We start from the raw sequence: 18,872 nt of genomic DNA, 5'->3' as shown, positions 1-18,872 counted from the left end.
TATTAACTATGACCTTACCAATGGCAAGCCACTAATTTATTTTTATGTAATTATTTATTCTTCTTATGCCAATATCGACTTATCAATGGCGGCAAAGGCCTGTTCTAGGTCCGCTTTTAGATCTTCGATATCCTCTAGACCCACAGACAACCTTATTAAGTCTTGGCTTACCCCAGCACTTTCTTGCTGTTCTTCATTTAACTGTTGATGCGTGGTACTTGCAGGATGTATAATTAAAGATTTGGTATCACCAATATTCGCCAATAAAGAAAATATTTTAGTAGCATCGGTGAACTGTTTGGCCGCTTCAAAACCTCCTTTTACACCAAAGGTAACCAATCCACTTTGTCCTTTGGGCAAGTATTCATTAGCCAGCTCGTTATATTCACTACTTTTTAACCCTGGGTAGTTTACCCAAGCAACCTCTTCTCTCCCCTCTAACCATTCGGCAAGCTCAAGGGCATTGGTACTATGTTGTTTGATTCTTACGGGCAAGGTCTCCAACCCTTGTAAGATTTGAAAAGCATTGAACGGACTCAAGGCCCCTCCAAAATCACGAAGTCCTTCCAATATTAATTTAAAGGTGTAGGCGGCCGCCCCTAATGCTTCGCTATATACCAAACCATGGTATCCGGCAGAAGGTTCTGTGAATTCAGGGAATTTTCCGTTCGTCCAATCAAAGGTACCGGCATCTATGATCGCCCCACCCAAAGAAGTTCCCTGACCACCGATATATTTGGTCAGTGAATGAATAACAATATTGGCGCCATGTTCTATAGGATTCAGCAATGCAGGTGTAGCTACCGTATTGTCTACGATAAAGGGAACCTGTGCCGCTTTCGCCTCTTTAGATATTCCTTTCAGGTCAAGTACGTCCAATTTTGGATTCCCCAAAGATTCCACGAAAAAAGCCCTGGTATTTTCCTGTACCGCTTTCTTAAAATTGGCAGGATCAGAAGCATCAACAAAAGTTGTAGTTATTCCCAATCTTGGAAGGGTAACATTCAAAAGATTAAAAGTACCGCCGTACAAACTACTGGAAGCCACAATATGATCTCCAGATTTTAATAGTGTCAGCAAACCCGTAGAAATTGCAGCTGTACCCGAAGCAAATACCACGGCCCCCACTCCGCCTTCTACAGCAGCCAATCTATCTTGTAATATCTGATTGGTAGGGTTGTTTAAACGGGTGTAGATAAAACCTAACTCCGCCAAAGAAAATAGGTTGGCGGCATGATCTGTGTTATTGAACACATAGGACGATGTTTGGTAAATAGGCACTGCCCTTGTTCCTCCGGCCTGTGTAGTGTCATGCCCTGCATGTAAAGCGTTTGTTGCTAATTTTTGATTACTCATGATTTTGTTTTTTTAATAGTTAAGTCCTTCGGATATCCTCCAGACATGTTTAATGATAAAAAAACCCAAACCCAAGCCAACCGACTAATCGGCATGGTAAAATCAAAAAGTTATAAGAAAGCGAAATCGAAGAAAATTCGATGACTGTTATCCTTCCCCTAGGGGTAGAATGTAGCACCTTCTTTGTATGGAACAAAGGGTTGCTAAGGCTTCAAAGGGTCCAATCCCTCCACCTTTCTTGATAACTATTCAATATGCGTTTGAACTTATTGGTGCAAATATAAGGTCTGAAAGTTTTAAAAACCTAATGATTCACAAAAAATAATGAAAGCAGTGGGAAGTGTTAGAAAAATGAACAAAACGAATCGGCAACACCAATGTATTATGTATATGCCCTAAAAAAAGCAACCTTATTCCTCTATACTTTCTTGCCAAAATTTATTTCAATACAGAAAATTCTATACTGGAATCTGTAAATACCGTGTGCGTCTGAGTCTTAAAGTCTTCTTTTTCAGCTTTAAAAATATTGTCCACATACGTCTGTGGATTTAAATCTATTAACGGAAACCATGTACTCTGTACCTGCACTTGTAGCTTGTGCCCTTTTTTAATGGTATGAAAAACATCTTGCAGTTTAATATTTACATCGGTCTTTTCGTTGGGCACAAAAGGTTCTGGGTCAGAAAAACTATTCCTAAACCTGCCCCTTAACACCTCACTACGCACCATTAAATGATAGTTGCTCATTTTTAAATGGTCTTGCATATCTTCATGTGTTTCTTCAGAGGCGGGGTGCACATCTATTATTTTAACGATCCAATCGGAGGCCGTACCGGTTGTCGCCACCTTTAACTTGGCCATAATATCACCCGCGAGGGTCAAATCCTCCTCAAGAACATCAGTTTCAAATACCAATACATCGGAACGCCTGGCAGCAAAGCGCTGATCATCTGTCATATATTTTCTTGGCGTAAATACCGACTTTATATCCTCGGAATACGGCACCGGTTTTTTAACATCACTTATAAATTTTATTTCAGCCTCACCCTTCTTTTCATTCGTTAATTCTTGATTTTCGGATAAGAACATTTCTTGTTTTACCACACCTTTAGGCGGCCAAGAATCGTACTGTTTCCATTCTTTTCTACCAGAATCAAAAACATATGCTTCGGGCAGTCCACTATTTTTATCACCGCTACCCTTTAAAAAATGACGAAAGAATTTTGTTTCTATTTCTTCTTGAAAAAATTCTGAAATTCCCTCTCCGAAATAATAGTTGCCAACAACATTTTTTCCCCTTCTTCTTGCCCATGCACCGTGATCCCATGGCCCAAATACCAAAGTATTGTAATTATCCTTGTTATATTTCTCTATGTTTTTATAGGTTTCCAATGGACCGTACAAATCTTCGGCATCGAACTCACCGCCCACTACCATAGTGGCCACATGGCTTTTTACATTTTTAAGGTGCTGGATCAACCCTCTACTTTGCCACAATTCATCATAATTGGGATGTTCTTTAAGCTCGTTCCAAAAAAAGTCATCGGTCTTACCATCAACCGCCATTCTTGGGGTATCTCCCGTTTCATACTCAAAATAGGAATCTAAATTTTTTAAAGGTCCAGCATCCAAGAAAAATTGATACTGATCCTCTGTCTTTAGATCCGGTAATGTATACCATGCCGTATCTATGGGCTGATCACCATTAGGGCGTGGAGTTCCAAACAGAGAGGTTGCCCTAAAATAACTCAACAGGTAAGCACCGTTATGATGAAAATCGTCAAAAAAGAAATCGCCGATACTCGCCTGTGGCGAAGCCGCCTTTAATGCCGGGTGGGCATCTACCGTAGCGTAGGTAGAATAAAATCCGGGATACGAAATACCCCAAATACCCACATTACCATTATTGTTTTCTACATTATTTACCAACCACTCAATGGTATCATAGGTATCGGAACTTTCATCAACATCCTTTTCTGAAGTTTTATTTGGAATATAGGCACGCATATTCTCGTAATGCCCTTCACTTAGCCATCTTCCTCGCACATCTTGATACACTACTATATACCCTTCTTTCATCATATGAATGTTAGGCGCTATCTTTTCCTTGAAATTACCTTCACCATATGGTCTTGAACTATAGGGCGTACGTTGCATAATAATAGGATATTCTTTCGAAGTATCTTTTGGGGAGTATATGGTGGTGTGCAATTTAACACCGTCACGCATTTCAATATCAACCTCCTTCTTTGTATAATTATCGGACACATAGGTATCTGAGACCTCTGCCTGCTCTGTATCGGCAGTTTTCTTACAAGAAGCAAAAATTGAAACAAAAAGAACAATAGCAAGTAGATACCTTAGCGTAAACTTTGACATGACATTAATTTTTAAGGACTTAAATCTACTAAAGTTTGACACCCTATAAAACAAAAAAGGACCATTTTTTGGTCCTTTTTTATATAAAATATGAAGTACGTCTTTGAAAGTGGCACTAAAGCCATTTTCCTAATATAGGTTTGGGTCCACAACCTAAGCCCAAGCCCCTTTAAAACAAGTTTATATATTAAAAACAGCTTTTACGTCGTCTACCATATCCAGCTTTTCCCATGTAAAAAGCTCAACCTCTTTTTCTACTCTACCATTGTAGGGTGATTCAAAAATTTTGGTCACCGTCTTAGGTTCTTTACCCATATGGCCATAAGCGGCGGTTTCCAGATAGATAGGGTTTCGAAGTTTTAAGCGCTCTTCGACCGCAAAAGGTCTCATATCAAAAAGTTGTTTGACCCTTATCGCGATTTCACCATCTGTTAAAGCTACATTAGAGGTGCCATACGTATCTACAAAAATAGATGTAGGCTCCACTACACCGATGGCATAACTTACTTGTACCAAAATCTCGTCAGAAACACCTGCGGCTACTAAATTCTTGGCAATATGTCTAGCAGCATAAGCAGCACTACGGTCTACCTTACTAGGGTCTTTACCACTAAAAGCACCACCACCATGGGCGCCTTTGCCCCCATAGGTGTCCACAATAATTTTTCTACCTGTTAATCCGGTATCTCCATGTGGTCCTCCGATAACAAATTTTCCTGTCGGATTGATATGATAGGTAATCTGATCATCGAACAACTGCTGTATACTTTCTGGCAACTGTGCCTTTACCCGTGGTATTAATATAGAAACAATATCGGACTTAATTTTAGCCAACATTTTATCATCATCCGCTTCAAAAGCATCATGCTGGGTAGAAATAACAATAGTGTCTATGCGCTGAGGTACGTTTTCATCGGAATACTCTATGGTTACCTGAGCTTTTGCATCTGGCCTAAGGTAATTTATTTCTTTACCTTCCCTTCTCAATTCTGCCAAGGTATGTAGTATCTTATGGCTAATGTCCAATGCCAATGGCATATAGTTCTCGGTTTCTTTGGTAGCATAACCGAACATCATACCTTGATCACCGGCACCCTGTTCTTCTTTCTCTCCCCTATCAACGCCTTGATTTATGTCTTGTGACTGTTCATGTATCAAAGAAATAACGCCACAAGAATCTCCACTGAATTGATATTCTCCTTTCGTATAACCTATTTTATTGATTACATCCCTAGCAATGTTCTGCACATCCAAATAGGTATTGCTCTTGACCTCACCGGCCAAAACTACCTGCCCTGTAGTCACCAATGTCTCACATGCCACTTTACTTTCTGGGTCGAATGCCAAAAAATGATCCAAAAGAGCATCACTAATCTGGTCGGCAACTTTGTCTGGGTGACCTTCACTCACAGACTCTGAGGTAAATAAATACGCCATAACATTTTTTATGTTTTCAAAAAGATTTGAACGAAAGAAGCTAAAGAAGTAATTGCTGTCTCTTGAAGAGCTATCGAACTAATTTCGAAACAAACTGCTTTAGCATTTTTAACGAGGTTGCAATCAGTCAAATCCTTCCTCTTAATTATAAATAGAGTGCAAAAGTATAAAAAATGTTTAGTTCAATATGCCAATATCGCTTTAATTATTTCCCATTTAATAAATTCAATTTACTCCTTAGGCCCCAAAAACCTTTATATATCATATTTTATGGAGAAAAGAAGGTAACGTGGTTGCACATAATATGCTTGCGTACTAAAATACAACTCATTGGTACTGTCTAGGTTCAATGTTGTTGTGTTCAATAAATTTGTGCCTTTTATACCATACTCCCAACGGCTACCTTTTTTCTGATAGGTAAGGTTAGATTCCATAAAACTATACGAATTGGAAATGGTGTCCGCATCATTCGTATAATTATAATAATCGTAATCAAGAGTAAATATAAAATTCTTAAGAAAGCTTACATCGAACCGGGCATAAGGTCTGCTTGTATAGAAAATAGATTTCACATCTCCATTTTCATAATTATTTACCGTATACCTGTAACCAAGCTCTAGATTAGGTGCGTTTTTAAAGTTTGTAGATAGGGCCCCTGTATAATTTTGCGTAAAAGAGTTAGAAGTGCTTTGTGCATTATCTACAAGGTTATTGGTCGTAGACCAACCCACATTGGCCCTTACCGATCCCTTTATCTTACCAAAAGTACGTTCATACCTTCCACTGGCCGTTAACGATTCGTCTTCAAAGTTAGAATTGATAGTACTACTTACCCTATTAATACCAACAATATTGGCACTACTTTTTAACGCATCTATACGTTTGGTATATGCTATGTTCGCAAAAATATTGGTGAAATTGAACATATTGAAACTAAAGAAATTCAACGATAGGTTGTGGTTGAGCGAACTTTCCAAATCTCTATTACCACTGTAGAGCGAATTATAACCGTTAAGGACATACCCCTGTGCAAAATTGCTGACATCGGTAAAAGAACGTGTAATCTGATAATTGAACCGAAGATTTTCCGATTTCTTAAGTTGGGCATTTATATATACATCTGGCAACAACGATGTAAGGTTGTCTTCTACAACAGTGCCCAGTTGTTCATTTTTAACATTGTATTGATGCAATGTAACCCCTGGGTTAAAAGTAAAAATTCCGGAGATGACCTTATAATGCAGCCCCATATAGAGATCAGAAACGTTAAACCTAACATCATTTCCAAATTCTTCGCCATTCATATCTAGGGTTTCCTCATTATCCAATATCTGAAATATGGCCGTGTTAAAGTTCTGGTGACTTTGTGTTGTCCCCAAAGTAAGGTTCAAATTACTTTTTGCACCCAACACCCTATAATAATCGACCTTTGCGTCAATTTTATTCGTTATCACATTTTTGGCCTGATTTAAATTGTAAACATCTTGCCCCTCGTCTACAGGAAAAACATCCACAAAAGCGAATTCATCTCTAATAGCCTCATAAAACGGATCTTCGTCTTGATACAGATGCTGCGCCTCTATCGCAAAAATATTTTTATCGTTTAAGGTATAGTAAACATTAAGGTTTTGATTTAAAGCCAAGGGCTTTTGTTTTTTTACCTCCGATATTTCATCGCTAATAGAGGAAACCGACAACACGTTCACTTCTTCGGTATCATCGGATTGTTTTAAAAGCACGTCATAATCTAACTGAAAATCTTCATCGGGCTTATACCTTGCACTTAACTTGGCCAACCCTAAATGTACGGTCTGGTCGGTATCCGTTGTAGCCATTTCAACATCATCACTCGCAATATAAGTTGTATTCCTATCCGTCTTCATTAATGTTCCGGTGTACGAATAAATACCAAAACCACTTAAATCCAAACTCTCTGTTGGGGAATAACTGAAGTTAGCAGCTGCAAATTTCGTATCAATATCATTAGCCCTATTGTTCTGTGTCGCAGAGAGACCCAATGCATCTGTCCCTGTTGAAATCGAACTACCTCCCCTAGAACTTATGTTTCTAAAGCCTCCGGTAAAATTCCGATAATCGTTTCGGGTAAAAGGCACTTCACCGATATTATTTAAATCAGTAATAATATTGATACTATATTTAGGACTATAATAAAATAGTTTAGGGTGTGCCAAATACCTATTATCCGGACCGTAACCTGCGGTCAACTCCCCAAACCAAAAGTTCTTTTTACCCTGTTTCAATTTAATATTAAGGGCCACGTTATCGTCGTCATTGGTAAGTCCCTTCATCTGAGACACCTCATTGTAATTCCTCAACACTTCAACTTGGCTTAAAGCGTTGGCGGGAATATTCTCAACGGCCAATTTTGAATCACCATCGAAAAAATCTTTTCCTTCGACCATTACCTTAGACACGGTTTTACCCTCTACCTCTATTTGCCCATCATCGTCTATCTCTATTCCCGGGAGGTTTTCCAGTACATCCTTCAATTTTTTTTCGGTTCCGGAAACAAACGAATCCGTATCATACACAATAGTATCTCCCTTCACGGAAACCGGCATTTCATAGGTAACCTCAACCCCGTCCAATTCAGCCGCCTGTTCATACATAACTACATCTTTGACGGCATCAACATCAGTAGCGGTAAAAGTAAAAGACTCTGTCTTAAAGCCTAGGTAACTTATTTTTACGGTATATTGATTTGCTGATTTAAGCTTTAGTTTATACAAGCCGGCATGGTTGGTGATCCCATACGATTCCAAGCCATTTGTTTCGGTGTTTATCGCAATTACATTGGCCATATCTATGCCCACACCCGTACTATCTTTAACCGTTCCGGTCAATGAAATTTCTTGCGCCTTACCTGAAAACACCAACATTAAGAACAAGACAAACAACGATACATTCTTCATTATCAATTTATTAGAAGTAAAAAAAGGGATTATAAAAAATCAAGGGAATTATTAAAAACGGCCATTTCCACGTCCACCGCCCCTATTTCTGAAATTTTCGCGCATCTCCTTTGTTTTCTCTTGCGCAATGGTATCGTACTCCTCTTGGGTTACCTTTTTGCCCTTACTAGGTGCCTTTATCTCTACTTTTTCAGCAGGATTCAATGTAATTTGAGAACAGACAATGGTAGTTATATCGTCACTTACCGCCAAAATAAGCCCCGGAAGCCCCCAATAAGAACCCGGACCTTGGTTCACCGGTATTTCGGGTGTGTACCATGCAACGACCTCCACCTCTTTAATTATAAATTCTTCTTCCTTGTTTTCTTCGGCTCCGTCTTTATCACCTTCTTCCCTATTACCCCGCGGCCCACGGAAAATAGCCCTCATATTAGGTCGCTTGATCGTCTTTACCGCAGTGGCCTTAAAAGCGGTATAGTTTCCAATTTGTCTTGTTTCGCTTTCCAATTTCCAATCAAGCTTCTCCAACGAATCCTCTACCAAGAAAATTTTTCCGAACAAATCGTTCTTCACCAAGTATTTTTCCTCCTTAATATTCTTATACAAATCACCTCCCGAACTAGAAAAAGCTCCGAAACGGGGACCACGACCACCACCTCTTCCCCCAGGCTGCTCTAGTTGCTCTTGTTCCTCATAAATAGATTCTGTCTGATTAAAAATAAGCTCATAGGTCTTTTCATTCGCTTTTTTCATTCGTTCCATCATCTCCTTTTTACGATTTTCAGGTATTTGCCTATTACCAAAATCCATATTTACCTGAGTTTTGCTCTGGTAGATTGCTTTTCCCTGAAAATCTTGTGACATAAGAGTGGCCGTACCTAGAAACAGCACTAGTAAAAAAGAGTGGAAATTATTCATGGATTATAACTTTATTTATTTGATAAGATGTAATTTATTGCCCATGGTTTAACCTAAAAACCAAAAAATCATTTTTTAACATTTTTTTACAACACAATTACAATCAAAAATCATCGTTATTTCCATTTTGACAAGATTAAGAAGAAGCTATTAATTTCAACGACTATTTTTTCTTATAACTTAATATACTTTGTATATTCGACTTTGAACTTTTTAGTCTCCTAACCATTAAAGAATACTAAAAATGCATATTGCTGTAGCTGGAAATATTGGAGCTGGTAAAACCACATTAACACGATTATTAGCAAAACACTACAAGTGGGAAGCTCATTTTGAGGACGTTGTAGACAATCCGTACTTAGACGATTTCTACACACAAATGGAACGCTGGAGCTTTAACCTTCAGATTTATTTTTTAAATAGCCGTTATCGTCAAATATTGGAGATCAGGGAATCTGGAAAAGATGTCATACAGGATCGTACCATTTATGAGGACGCCCATATATTTGCCCCCAACCTACATGCCATGGGGTTAATGACCAACCGTGATTTTCAAAATTACACTAGTCTTTTCGAGCTTATGGAAAGCTTGGTAGAGCCTCCCGAGTTGTTAATCTATTTAAGAAGCTCTATCCCCAATTTGGTAAAGCAAATACACAAACGTGGAAGAGATTACGAAAACACAATATCCATTGACTACCTCAGCAGGCTGAACGAACGTTATGAAGCATGGGTCCATGGGTACGAAAAAGGCAATCTTTTAATAATAGATGTGGACGAACTGGACTTTGTGGACAACCCGGAAGACCTTGGCAGTGTACTAAATAAAATCGACGCCGAAATCAACGGATTGTTTTAAAACACGATTATTCAATAAAGCCATGTTCTTTCGCATGGGCTATGGCTTCCGAAGTTTTATCTACGATCAAAAATGGAATGTGCTTAAAATCAGAGAACAGCTTTGACACTCGGGCCATTCTTTTTTTATGGGAAACACTTCTTAAATAAATAGCTTTTACCCTATTGGGAAACAATTTTGATATTTCTATATAAATATCCGCGTCACGTTCCCCACTATCACCAATCAATATAAACGAAAGGTTTGGGTAGGTGTTTAGAATGTTCGTTATCTCTTTTTGCTTTTGAGGTTTGTCATCCCTTTTGTGCCTACGTGTAAAACTCGACATACTACGTAACAAAATAGGTCCTTTAGGGAAGTTATTTGCCGTTAAAAACAATTCTAAGTAACGATACAGATTCCAAGGGCTATGACTTACATAAAAAATAGGGTTTACTTCATCTCCGGTTTTCCCCTTGTGCAACTGGTGGTAAAAATCTGCCGCCCCTTCCAAAGGTTTTCGATTAATGGCCCTTTTAAAAATAGTATTGATGATTACCTTCCATTTTAACGAAGAAACAACACCCGTATGCAAAATGGTATCATCTATATCACTGATTACACCAAAACGTGCAGTTTTACTAGGAATTAGCATTTCTCCCGGAAATCGATTCTGGTTTAAGATTTCGCGCTTTAGGTCTGTATCAGTAAAAGAAATATCAAAATTCACCCAACCCTCGCTATTTGCATAGGCAGACAAACCATCTAATGTTTCATTGATCAAAAAATAACCCTCATCGTCGGTCATACCATGCACGACCTTGTTATTGGCAAAAACTATTCGTATCGGGGTATTTCTAATTTCATCGGTCTCAAATCTTTTCCATGTATTCAGAAGAAGGTTAATGGCCCCTTTTTGCCCCAAGTCAATATCTTCATCCTCTAAGGCCCTTCCACGGGCATAAAATCTCTTTTCAGTACCATAACCATGAAAGGCGATTATCTGTAATTTATCCCTTTTAAGAAAACCCATAGTCTCAAAAATACGTTCAAATTTAATTTATGAAAGAAAAATTGACCAACAAAAAGACAAAAGACCCCTTTTACTCACCCAAGACACAGTTTGGCTCATTGCCCATTTTAAACACCGTACATAACATCTAGCTTTAAGTAAATAAAAAATAGATGTCTCACACGGCTTAATATACAGAGCCAAAAAACTTTAAAAGATGAAACCAAAAAAGAACCCTAAAAAAGACCTTACCAAAAAAAGTAGCCTATATTTTGTATTCGGCCTAACACTCGTATTATGTGTTTCTTTTATAGCCCTAGAATGGAAAACCTATGAAAAACCATATGACCCGGGAATAGCCATGAGCAGACCCGACGACGCAATAGAAGAAATAATCCCCGAGAATTTTAAGGTAGAAAAACCCAAAATTAAACAGGTGATACCTCCAGAAATCAAAGTAGAAGAGAACGATGTAGAAATCGATGAGACCGAAATATTATCTACGGAAGCCGACACCGAAACCGAAGTTCTGGAAGCAAAGGATATTGAAGTGGAGGAAATCGAGGAAACAGTGGATGTCAACTGGGTAACCATTGAAGAGGTTCCTGTTTTTCCCGGTTGTGAAAAAGAAAAAGATAAAAGAGCTTGCTTTAATAAAATGATGCAAAAACATATCCAGAAACATTTTAGATATCCAGAATTAGCGCAAGAAATGGGAATACAGGGCAGGGTAAACACTCAGTTTATCATTCAAAAAGACGGAAGCATCGGCCTGATCAAAAAAAGAGGTCCACATAAAGTATTGGAGGACGAGGCGGTTCGTATTTTGTCGAAACTACCTAAAATGACACCCGGAAAGCAACGTGGAACCGCCGTAAAAGTACCTTTTAGCATACCTATCAACTTTAAATTACAGTAAAAAAAAGCCCTTCACTTTTAATGAAGGGCTTTTATTATCGCTCAAAGAAGCGCTTATCTGATTTCTTCCTCTATTTTCTTTATTTCCTCTTCCACTTTTTCTATCTCATCCCTTACATCTTCTGAAGAAGCATTAAACGCATCGATCTTTGTCTTTACCTCTTCTTCGGTGCCCTTGAACACCTGTTCTGAAACGGTTTTTTCGCCATTATCGGTTATTGTAGTTACAACAGTAGCTTTAGTAAGTCCCTCATCATCCTTTTCCATTTTAACTTCCACTTGTTTTTCTACCTGATTCAAAACGACTTCCGTTGCCAATTTTTCCTCATTATAAGCGGTCATGGTATCTCCGCTAAGAGCAATACTTGGGGCTATCACCAATGCCACTACCGACATTAATTTTAGTAAAATATTTAAAGAAGGACCAGAAGTATCTTTAAACGGATCACCTACGGTATCACCGACTACAGCTGCCTTGTGGGCATCGGAACCTTTACGGCCATCGCTCTCAATGGTCTTCTTTGCATTGTCCCAGGCACCACCCGCATTAGATTGAAAGATAGCCATTAAGACCCCACAAGTGGTAACGCCTGCCAATAGACCTCCCAGCATTTCGGCACCTCCAATAAAACCAACAGCCACCGGCACCGCAATCGCCAACAGCCCTGGCAATACCATTTCTTTTATGGAAGCTTGTGTAGATATCGCGACACATTTATCATATTCCGCTACACCATCGGCCTCATCAAAAATCTTTCGTTGTTCGGCAGTAGCCTTTGACATATCGGAATCTACCGCTCTCATTACCTCTAGGGCAGCTTTTAATTTTGGAATATCCCTGAACTGCCTACGCACTTCCTCGATCATTGCCATTGCCGCACGACCTACGGCATTCATTGATAAAGCTGAGAACACGAACGGAAGCATACCTCCTATCAACAAACCGGCCATAACGGTAGGTTTAGAAACATCGATCGCCAACACATTGGCCGTTTGCATAAAGGCCGCGAACAAGGCCAATGCCGTTAAAGCAGCAGAAGCAATGGCAAAACCTTTACCGATAGCTGCCGTAGTATTACCTACCGCATCCAATTTATCTGTACGTTCACGAACTTCACTTGGCAACTCTGCCATTTCCGCAATACCACCGGCATTATCAGAAATGGGCCCATACGCATCTACCGCCAATTGTATACCTGTATTCGCCAACATACCTACCGCTGCGATGGCAATACCATAAAGTCCAGCAAAATGATGCGAAACCAAAATTGCCGCCGCAATTAATATTATAGGAAACATAGTAGACATCATACCTACACCTAAACCAGCGATGATATTTGTGGCGGCACCTGTTTCCGATTGACGTACAATAGCATTTACCGGTTTTGTTCCTGTGCCTGTATAATACTCTGTCACCTTACCGACCGCAAGACCGGCAATAAGACCAGCAAGTACGGCAATAAAAACTCCTAAAGAACCATATTCTACGCCCCCGAAAACCCAAGTCTCGGGCAACATATTCGTAATAATAAAATAACAGGCCACCAACATTAAGCCGGCAGAACCAAATTCACCTATATTCAATGCCGTCTGCGGGTTACCTCCATCCTTTACCTTCACAAAGAAGGTACCGATTATGGACATTATTATCCCTACCGCGGCCAAAACCAACGGAAGATATACGGCTCCCAAACCATCAAAAGAATCTTGAAATGCAGGTATTTGGGTAAAAGCTGCACCTAGTACCATTGTTCCTATTATAGAGCCTACATAAGATTCAAAAAGGTCGGCCCCCATACCGGCCACATCCCCTACATTATCACCTACATTATCTGCAATAGTAGCCGGATTTAAAGGGTGGTCTTCTGGAATACCAGCCTCTACCTTACCTACCAAATCGGCTCCAACATCCGCAGCCTTTGTATAAATACCACCTCCTACACGTGCGAAAAGTGCAATGGACGAAGCCCCCAAAGAGAAACCGGACAATACATTAAGTACCTCGCCTAACGCCCAACCTTGGCCGCTATACACCATAAATAAAGTACTTAGGCCCAACACTCCAAGACCAACAACACCAAGCCCCATAACAGCTCCACCTGCAAAGGCCACTTCTAATGCCTTGCCCAAAGAGGTTCTTGCAGCCTGCGTAGTTCTTACATTGGCCTTTGTAGCAACTTTCATACCTATGAAACCTGCCAAAGCGGAACAAATCGCCCCTACTATGAAAGATACGGCCACCATGCCATTTGAGCCCGTTTCATTACTTCCTTTAAAAAATAGCAATATGGCAACTGCAGCCACAAAAATGGCCAAAATTTTATATTCAGCTTTCAAAAAAGACATTGCGCCATCGGCAATATTCTTGGCTATTCTTGCCATTTTGGCGTCACCTACTTCTTGTTTGGATACCCATCCGCTTTTAATAAAAACGTACAATAGGCCGAGTATGCCAAAGGCAGGTAAAAATTTTACGATTAATTCCATTTGATCAGTTATGTTTTATTGGTTTTTAACGGTAACTAAAGTAGTAAAATAGAACATAATAAAAAAACCACCCTTTTTATTAAAAAGAGTGGTTATAATTTATGGAATTATTGACTATATCGTAAAAGTTCGCTTCTTCTTATAATCACTATTATTATAGCGCTCAACGCATTCATGATATATTTTAACCGCTTCTTGGGCATCTCCCCAACCTCCGGTATCAACTTTCTTCTTCTCTAAATCTTTATATACCTTAAAGAAATGCTCAATTTCCTTTAAGCGGTGCGGATTTAAATCACTTATATCATGATTGTTACTCCAAATAGGGTCTGAAACCGGTACACAAATAATTTTCTCATCCGGTCCTTTTTCATCGGTCATATGAAAAACTCCAATAGGCCTTACTTCCATAACCACCATTGGGTATGTTGGTTCTGCACCCATTACCAAAACATCTAGCGGATCCTTGTCCAATGCTAAAGTTTCAGGTATGAAACCATAATCCCCAGGATACATCATAGATGAAAAAAGCATACGATCAAAACGTATTTTATGCAGTGTAAAGTCGTATTCATATTTATTTCTACTTCCTTTTGGAATCTCTATTAAAACATCAAAAGTAATATCAGCTTTTTTTCCCATTTTTACGGTTTTATATAAAGCAGCGAAGGTACAAAAAATGCAAGGCAAGAATTGCGCGATGACCAAAAAAACAAGGCTTTTCAGCGAACAAATCCAAGCTTTTTAAAATTAAAAGGAAATAATTGGCAATACCCCAAAAAATGAGTCTCAAGAATCAGAAAACAGCAATGAAACAAGATAAAAAATTAGGATTTTGACAAAAATCTAGAAATTAAAACCAAAAGTACCCGTAACCCCAAAGCGTCTGGCATCTGGATTATCAAGATAGTTGCCCCTAAAATTAAAATCTATCCGAAAAATCTTGAATATGTTTCCCACACCAAAAGAATACTCGTAATAAATCTTTTCGGAAGGAGCTCTCAAAGGCGTGTTAATAGTGGCAGGCGCACTCAAAGCAATATTGTCGTCCGACAAATCTCCCCATACTCCCCTTAATCCTATTATCTCCCTTAAATTCATCTTTCGCAAGAAAGGTATTCTAGAAAAGAGCCTTCCGTTAAAATTATGTTCTAAATGAACGGCGGCATAAGTATCTGTAACAAATTCATAAAAATCAAGGTTTGGAAAAGTACCATAATTAGAGAAAAAAGTTTGGTTACCCGGAACCACACTCAATAAACCCAAAGGCACTTCTCCGAATGTTTTACCTAATTCAACAGTGCTCAACAACCTTCCAAAGCCTCCCAATTGCCATGGCCGACTATATGAAAACTGCAATTTGCTATAGTCGAAATCACTGTCCATAATACCATCGATCCCCTTGGTATAATTCAATAACAACGTACTATAGGTGTCGTTCACATCTCTTCTTTCCACCCCATAACCAATCGTTTTTTTGCCAGGGGTATAAATGATAAGGGTATTAAAATCGAATTGACTTATTTCTGACGAAACCCCTGTAGGCGAATCGGCATCAACATAATCTAGACTAAAATCATTGGGCAAGGCCGAATTTAATGTTCTAAAAGTTCCTCCGATAGCTACCCTAAAATTGGTAATCGGCTCCATTTCAAAATTCAAAGCGCTAAGGTTTATGTTCGTTAACCTATTATTGGCCCCAACCGTCAATAAGGAAGATGACGCCACACTTCTTCCCAAGACATCGTTTGTTGCCGTAAGACTTACCCCTAACTGCTCAATATCCCTTCTGTTTCCCCCAGAAACAATAAGTCTTGTTTTTTTATCCAATAAAATCTTACCACTAATTCCGTGTTTTACCTTTTTATCGGTAAAACCATAGGCCGCATATCCCTCTATTCGCCAAAGATCGTTCTGTCCAAAATAGGTTCGTGCACCAAGCCGTACCCGCGGCCCCTCGGCATCGTTATATCCAAATACATCATATATATTACCAATATCAAGGTTCCATTTATCGACCTCCACATATCCAGACCCTAAAACACTTACCAAATTATAGTACGACTTGAATTTTGGGACTGTTTTTAAGGTGTCCAATAATTTATAGATACCGGCCTCGTCCTTGTTCAAAGACTCCAACCTGTTCTTTTCCCAAAAATCATCATCCTTTACAATAAGGTTTATATCCAATGGGTTTATTTCTTTTCTATAAAACTCTTTTGGTCTTTTTTGATCAAAGACATAGTTGTCGTAAACGGTAGTTCTTTTCCCGTACACACCCCGCGATTCTTCCTTTTTCTGAAAGCTGAAATCACTTAACATATAGTCTCTTTTCAGCAAGAACAACGAATCATTGACCACCTCAAAATCTTGTTCTATATAAATTTCCTTGACCCAGTTGATATTGGCACTTTTCGTCACTTGCAAGTTGATGTTCTTTATGGCCCACGTAGAATCGTTCACCCAAAAATCACCTTTAAACGTAAGTTCGTTCTTTCTTCTTGGATAGTACACAATGTTATAACACCATTTATTATCTATAAAAGCACTGTCTCTTAAAGCATAATTATAGGTGTCTACCCCCGTTCTTGACAACGGACTTGTAAAACTCTTATCAAAAAACTTTAGGTAATTATCATATATATCATAGCTCTGGTACAGATCCTGAACAAAAGCTATAATAGCCTGATTGTTTTCGAAACCCGAGTTCTTGTTACCTAAAACATCCTCTTTCTCTTCTTTTAACACATTATCGCCGTATACCTTAGAAAAGGTTTCATTAAGAAAAATAGGAAGATATGTCTTTCCGGTTATCCTAGAGGTATCCAAATCTTGAAAAACAAATTCCAATCCCTTAAAAATCTTTTTCTTTATTAAGGCGCTATCAATGGTATTTAAATCGAACTCCACCTTTTCATACTTATCAAAAGCATATTGGTCGAATTTTCGAATACCGTTCTCCCGTTTTTTGGCCCAAATCTTTTTTAGGATATCTACCGCCGGATTATTCTTTTTTGATTGCTTCCCTGAAATTAAAACAACCTCGTTCAACTGTTGAGCAGCTTCTAGAAGTTTAATTTCCATATCATAGGTTACGGAAGAAGTAAGTTCAATTTCTTGATTTTCGTAGCCAATAAAAGAAACCACCAACACTTGATGGTTACCATCGGACTCCATATAAAACCTACCATTATCGTTTGTGATGGTACCTTCTGTAGAGTTTTTAAAAAACACATTGGCAAATGCTACGGGCTCTCCACCTTCATCTATAACAATACCGCTTACTTTTGTCTGTGCATTTATTACACCGAACAAAAACAAAAGAAAATAAAAGAAAGGGTTTTTCATATACATTATATTGCTCTATGGAAGCCACGGTACAAATAACGTACCAATAAAAAAAAGCTTCTTCAACATGGGTCGAAGAAGCTAAGATACTTTTACAAAATAAAACTATAATTTATATAATACTTTTTTAACAGCTTTGATTACATCTTTATAGTTCGGCAACCACTCTTCCAATAAAACAGGAGAGTATGGCGCTGGAGTGTCCGCCGTATTAATTTTAACGACAGGAGCATCCAAATAATCGAACGCATGTGCCTGTACATGGTATGTTACTTCTGTAGAAACGTTACCAAAAGGCCAAGCCTCTTCTAAAACCACCAAACGGTTGGTTTTTTTGACCGATTTTAAAATAGCGTCATAATCCATAGGCTTTATGGTACGCAGATCAATAATCTCACAACTGATTCCTTCTTTCTCCAGCTCATCGGCCGCTTTATCAGCTTCTTTTATAATCTTACCAAAAGAAACAATGGTAACATCTTTACCTTCTCTACGAATATCGGCAACACCAATAGGAATGGTATAATCACCTTCCGGAACTTCCCCTTTATCACCATACATTTGCTCCGACTCCATAAAAATAACCGGATCGTCATCACGAATGGCCGCTTTTAAAAGTCCTTTGGCATCTGCCGGGTTCGAAGGCACTATAACCTTTAGACCAGGACAATTGGCATACCAACTTTCAAATGCCTGAGAGTGTGTTGCCGCCAATTGACCAGCTGACGCGGTCGGCCCCCTAAATACAATAGGACACGGAAATTGGCCACCGGACATCTGTCTGATTTTGGCTGCATTATTTATAATCTGATCTATACCTACCAAGGCAAAGTTAAAAGTCATGAACTCTACAATTGGCCTATTACCAGTCATTGTGGAACCTACGGCAACACCAGCAAACCCTAATTCAGATATCGGAGTATCTATGACCCTTTTGGCTCCAAACTCGTCCAACATACCTTTAGAAGCTTTGTAAGCACCATTGTATTCCGCAACTTCTTCACCCATTAAATAAACGGACTCATCCCTACGCATTTCTTCGGACATGGCCTCCGCAATAGCTTCTCTAAATTGTAGTGTTTTCATAATAGTATGAATATTAGTCTTTATTTTTTTCAATTGAAAGCACGCAAAAATAGGAAAATATATGTCAAATTAACTGCTGCTACAATCAAAAAAAGTTATAAAATTTACTATGCATGCATAGTAAATTACAAATTTAATGGTTATCTTCGTTCCTGTCATT

Annotated in this window: 12 protein-coding genes and 1 riboswitch; of the genes, 2 read left to right on the top strand and 10 right to left on the bottom strand. The window is 38.8% G+C overall.

Annotated elements, in window-relative coordinates:
• Nucleotides 1–63: 63 nt before the first annotated feature.
• From J8L85_RS16350 to J8L85_RS16330, 5 genes are all read right to left on the bottom strand, one after another.
• Nucleotides 64–1,356 (bottom strand): O-acetylhomoserine aminocarboxypropyltransferase/cysteine synthase family protein, encoded by a 1,293-nt coding sequence (locus J8L85_RS16350; RefSeq protein WP_211019088.1) that lies wholly within the window; start codon nucleotides 1,354–1,356, stop codon nucleotides 64–66.
• Nucleotides 1,357–1,500: 144 nt separating this feature from the next.
• A riboswitch (SAM riboswitch) is annotated at nucleotides 1,501–1,604 on the bottom strand.
• A 190-nt stretch (nucleotides 1,605–1,794) separates the two neighbouring features.
• Complete coding sequence (locus J8L85_RS16345; protein WP_211019086.1) at nucleotides 1,795–3,735, bottom strand: CocE/NonD family hydrolase; 1,941 nt, start codon at nucleotides 3,733–3,735, stop codon at nucleotides 1,795–1,797.
• 180 nt (nucleotides 3,736–3,915) lie between these two features.
• Nucleotides 3,916–5,172 carry a methionine adenosyltransferase gene (gene metK / locus J8L85_RS16340; RefSeq protein ID WP_211019084.1) on the bottom strand — a complete coding sequence of 419 codons (1,257 nt, stop codon included), beginning with the start codon at nucleotides 5,170–5,172 and terminating at the stop codon, nucleotides 3,916–3,918.
• Between the two features lie 254 nt (nucleotides 5,173–5,426).
• On the bottom strand, nucleotides 5,427–8,105 hold the full coding sequence (locus tag J8L85_RS16335) for a TonB-dependent receptor (RefSeq protein WP_211019082.1): 2,679 nt from the start codon (nucleotides 8,103–8,105) through the stop codon (nucleotides 5,427–5,429).
• 51 nt (nucleotides 8,106–8,156) lie between these two features.
• On the bottom strand, nucleotides 8,157–9,023 hold the full coding sequence (locus tag J8L85_RS16330) for a GLPGLI family protein (protein WP_211019079.1): 867 nt from the start codon (nucleotides 9,021–9,023) through the stop codon (nucleotides 8,157–8,159).
• A gap of 244 nt (nucleotides 9,024–9,267) precedes the next feature.
• Between J8L85_RS16330 and J8L85_RS16325 the strand changes: the two genes are divergently transcribed.
• A complete protein-coding gene (locus J8L85_RS16325) occupies nucleotides 9,268–9,882 on the top strand; it encodes a deoxynucleoside kinase (RefSeq protein ID WP_211019077.1) in 615 nt (204 codons plus the stop codon).
• 7 nt (nucleotides 9,883–9,889) lie between these two features.
• On the opposite strand, the gene J8L85_RS16320 is transcribed toward J8L85_RS16325, so the two are convergent.
• Nucleotides 9,890–10,894 carry a phosphatase domain-containing protein gene (locus J8L85_RS16320; RefSeq protein WP_211019075.1) on the bottom strand — a complete coding sequence of 335 codons (1,005 nt, stop codon included), beginning with the start codon at nucleotides 10,892–10,894 and terminating at the stop codon, nucleotides 9,890–9,892.
• Nucleotides 10,895–11,090: 196 nt separating this feature from the next.
• Between J8L85_RS16320 and J8L85_RS16315 the strand changes: the two genes are divergently transcribed.
• Nucleotides 11,091–11,792, top strand: a complete 702-nt coding sequence (locus J8L85_RS16315) for an energy transducer TonB (RefSeq protein ID WP_211019073.1) — start codon at nucleotides 11,091–11,093, stop codon at nucleotides 11,790–11,792.
• Between the two features lie 53 nt (nucleotides 11,793–11,845).
• Here J8L85_RS16315 and J8L85_RS16310 read toward each other — a convergent pair whose 3' ends face one another.
• The 4 genes from J8L85_RS16310 to J8L85_RS16295 all read right to left on the bottom strand — a co-directional run bounded on the left by J8L85_RS16310 (nucleotide 11,846) and on the right by J8L85_RS16295 (nucleotide 18,724).
• On the bottom strand, nucleotides 11,846–14,278 hold the full coding sequence (locus tag J8L85_RS16310) for a sodium-translocating pyrophosphatase (protein WP_211019070.1): 2,433 nt from the start codon (nucleotides 14,276–14,278) through the stop codon (nucleotides 11,846–11,848).
• A gap of 114 nt (nucleotides 14,279–14,392) precedes the next feature.
• Nucleotides 14,393–14,920, bottom strand: coding sequence for an inorganic diphosphatase (locus J8L85_RS16305; protein WP_211019068.1), 528 nt, complete (start codon nucleotides 14,918–14,920; stop codon nucleotides 14,393–14,395).
• A 204-nt stretch (nucleotides 14,921–15,124) separates the two neighbouring features.
• Nucleotides 15,125–17,626 (bottom strand): DUF5686 and carboxypeptidase-like regulatory domain-containing protein, encoded by a 2,502-nt coding sequence (locus J8L85_RS16300; RefSeq protein ID WP_211019066.1) that lies wholly within the window; start codon nucleotides 17,624–17,626, stop codon nucleotides 15,125–15,127.
• A gap of 105 nt (nucleotides 17,627–17,731) precedes the next feature.
• Nucleotides 17,732–18,724 (bottom strand): pyruvate dehydrogenase complex E1 component subunit beta, encoded by a 993-nt coding sequence (locus tag J8L85_RS16295; protein ID WP_348771776.1) that lies wholly within the window; start codon nucleotides 18,722–18,724, stop codon nucleotides 17,732–17,734.
• Between the last annotated feature and the right edge of the window lie 148 nt (nucleotides 18,725–18,872).

The sequence above is a fragment of the Maribacter sp. MMG018 genome (genome assembly GCF_018100785.1).
In the GTDB taxonomy this organism is placed as follows: domain Bacteria; phylum Bacteroidota; class Bacteroidia; order Flavobacteriales; family Flavobacteriaceae; genus Maribacter.
This window is presented reverse-complemented; position numbering and strand designations above follow the sequence as displayed.

What these genes read in the sequence shown, in the direction of transcription:
- J8L85_RS16350 (WP_211019088.1), bottom strand. Translation starts at nt 1,356, where the DNA reads ATGAGTAATCAAAAATTAGCAACAAACGCTTTACATGCAGGGCATGAC.
- J8L85_RS16345 (WP_211019086.1), bottom strand. Translation starts at nt 3,735, where the DNA reads ATGTCAAAGTTTACGCTAAGGTATCTACTTGCTATTGTTCTTTTTGTT.
- metK (WP_211019084.1), bottom strand. Translation starts at nt 5,172, where the DNA reads ATGGCGTATTTATTTACCTCAGAGTCTGTGAGTGAAGGTCACCCAGAC.
- J8L85_RS16335 (WP_211019082.1), bottom strand. Translation starts at nt 8,105, where the DNA reads ATGAAGAATGTATCGTTGTTTGTCTTGTTCTTAATGTTGGTGTTTTCA.
- J8L85_RS16330 (WP_211019079.1), bottom strand. Translation starts at nt 9,023, where the DNA reads ATGAATAATTTCCACTCTTTTTTACTAGTGCTGTTTCTAGGTACGGCC.
- J8L85_RS16325 (WP_211019077.1), top strand. Translation starts at nt 9,268, where the DNA reads ATGCATATTGCTGTAGCTGGAAATATTGGAGCTGGTAAAACCACATTA.
- J8L85_RS16320 (WP_211019075.1), bottom strand. Translation starts at nt 10,894, where the DNA reads ATGGGTTTTCTTAAAAGGGATAAATTACAGATAATCGCCTTTCATGGT.
- J8L85_RS16315 (WP_211019073.1), top strand. Translation starts at nt 11,091, where the DNA reads ATGAAACCAAAAAAGAACCCTAAAAAAGACCTTACCAAAAAAAGTAGC.
- J8L85_RS16310 (WP_211019070.1), bottom strand. Translation starts at nt 14,278, where the DNA reads ATGGAATTAATCGTAAAATTTTTACCTGCCTTTGGCATACTCGGCCTA.
- J8L85_RS16305 (WP_211019068.1), bottom strand. Translation starts at nt 14,920, where the DNA reads ATGGGAAAAAAAGCTGATATTACTTTTGATGTTTTAATAGAGATTCCA.
- J8L85_RS16300 (WP_211019066.1), bottom strand. Translation starts at nt 17,626, where the DNA reads ATGAAAAACCCTTTCTTTTATTTTCTTTTGTTTTTGTTCGGTGTAATA.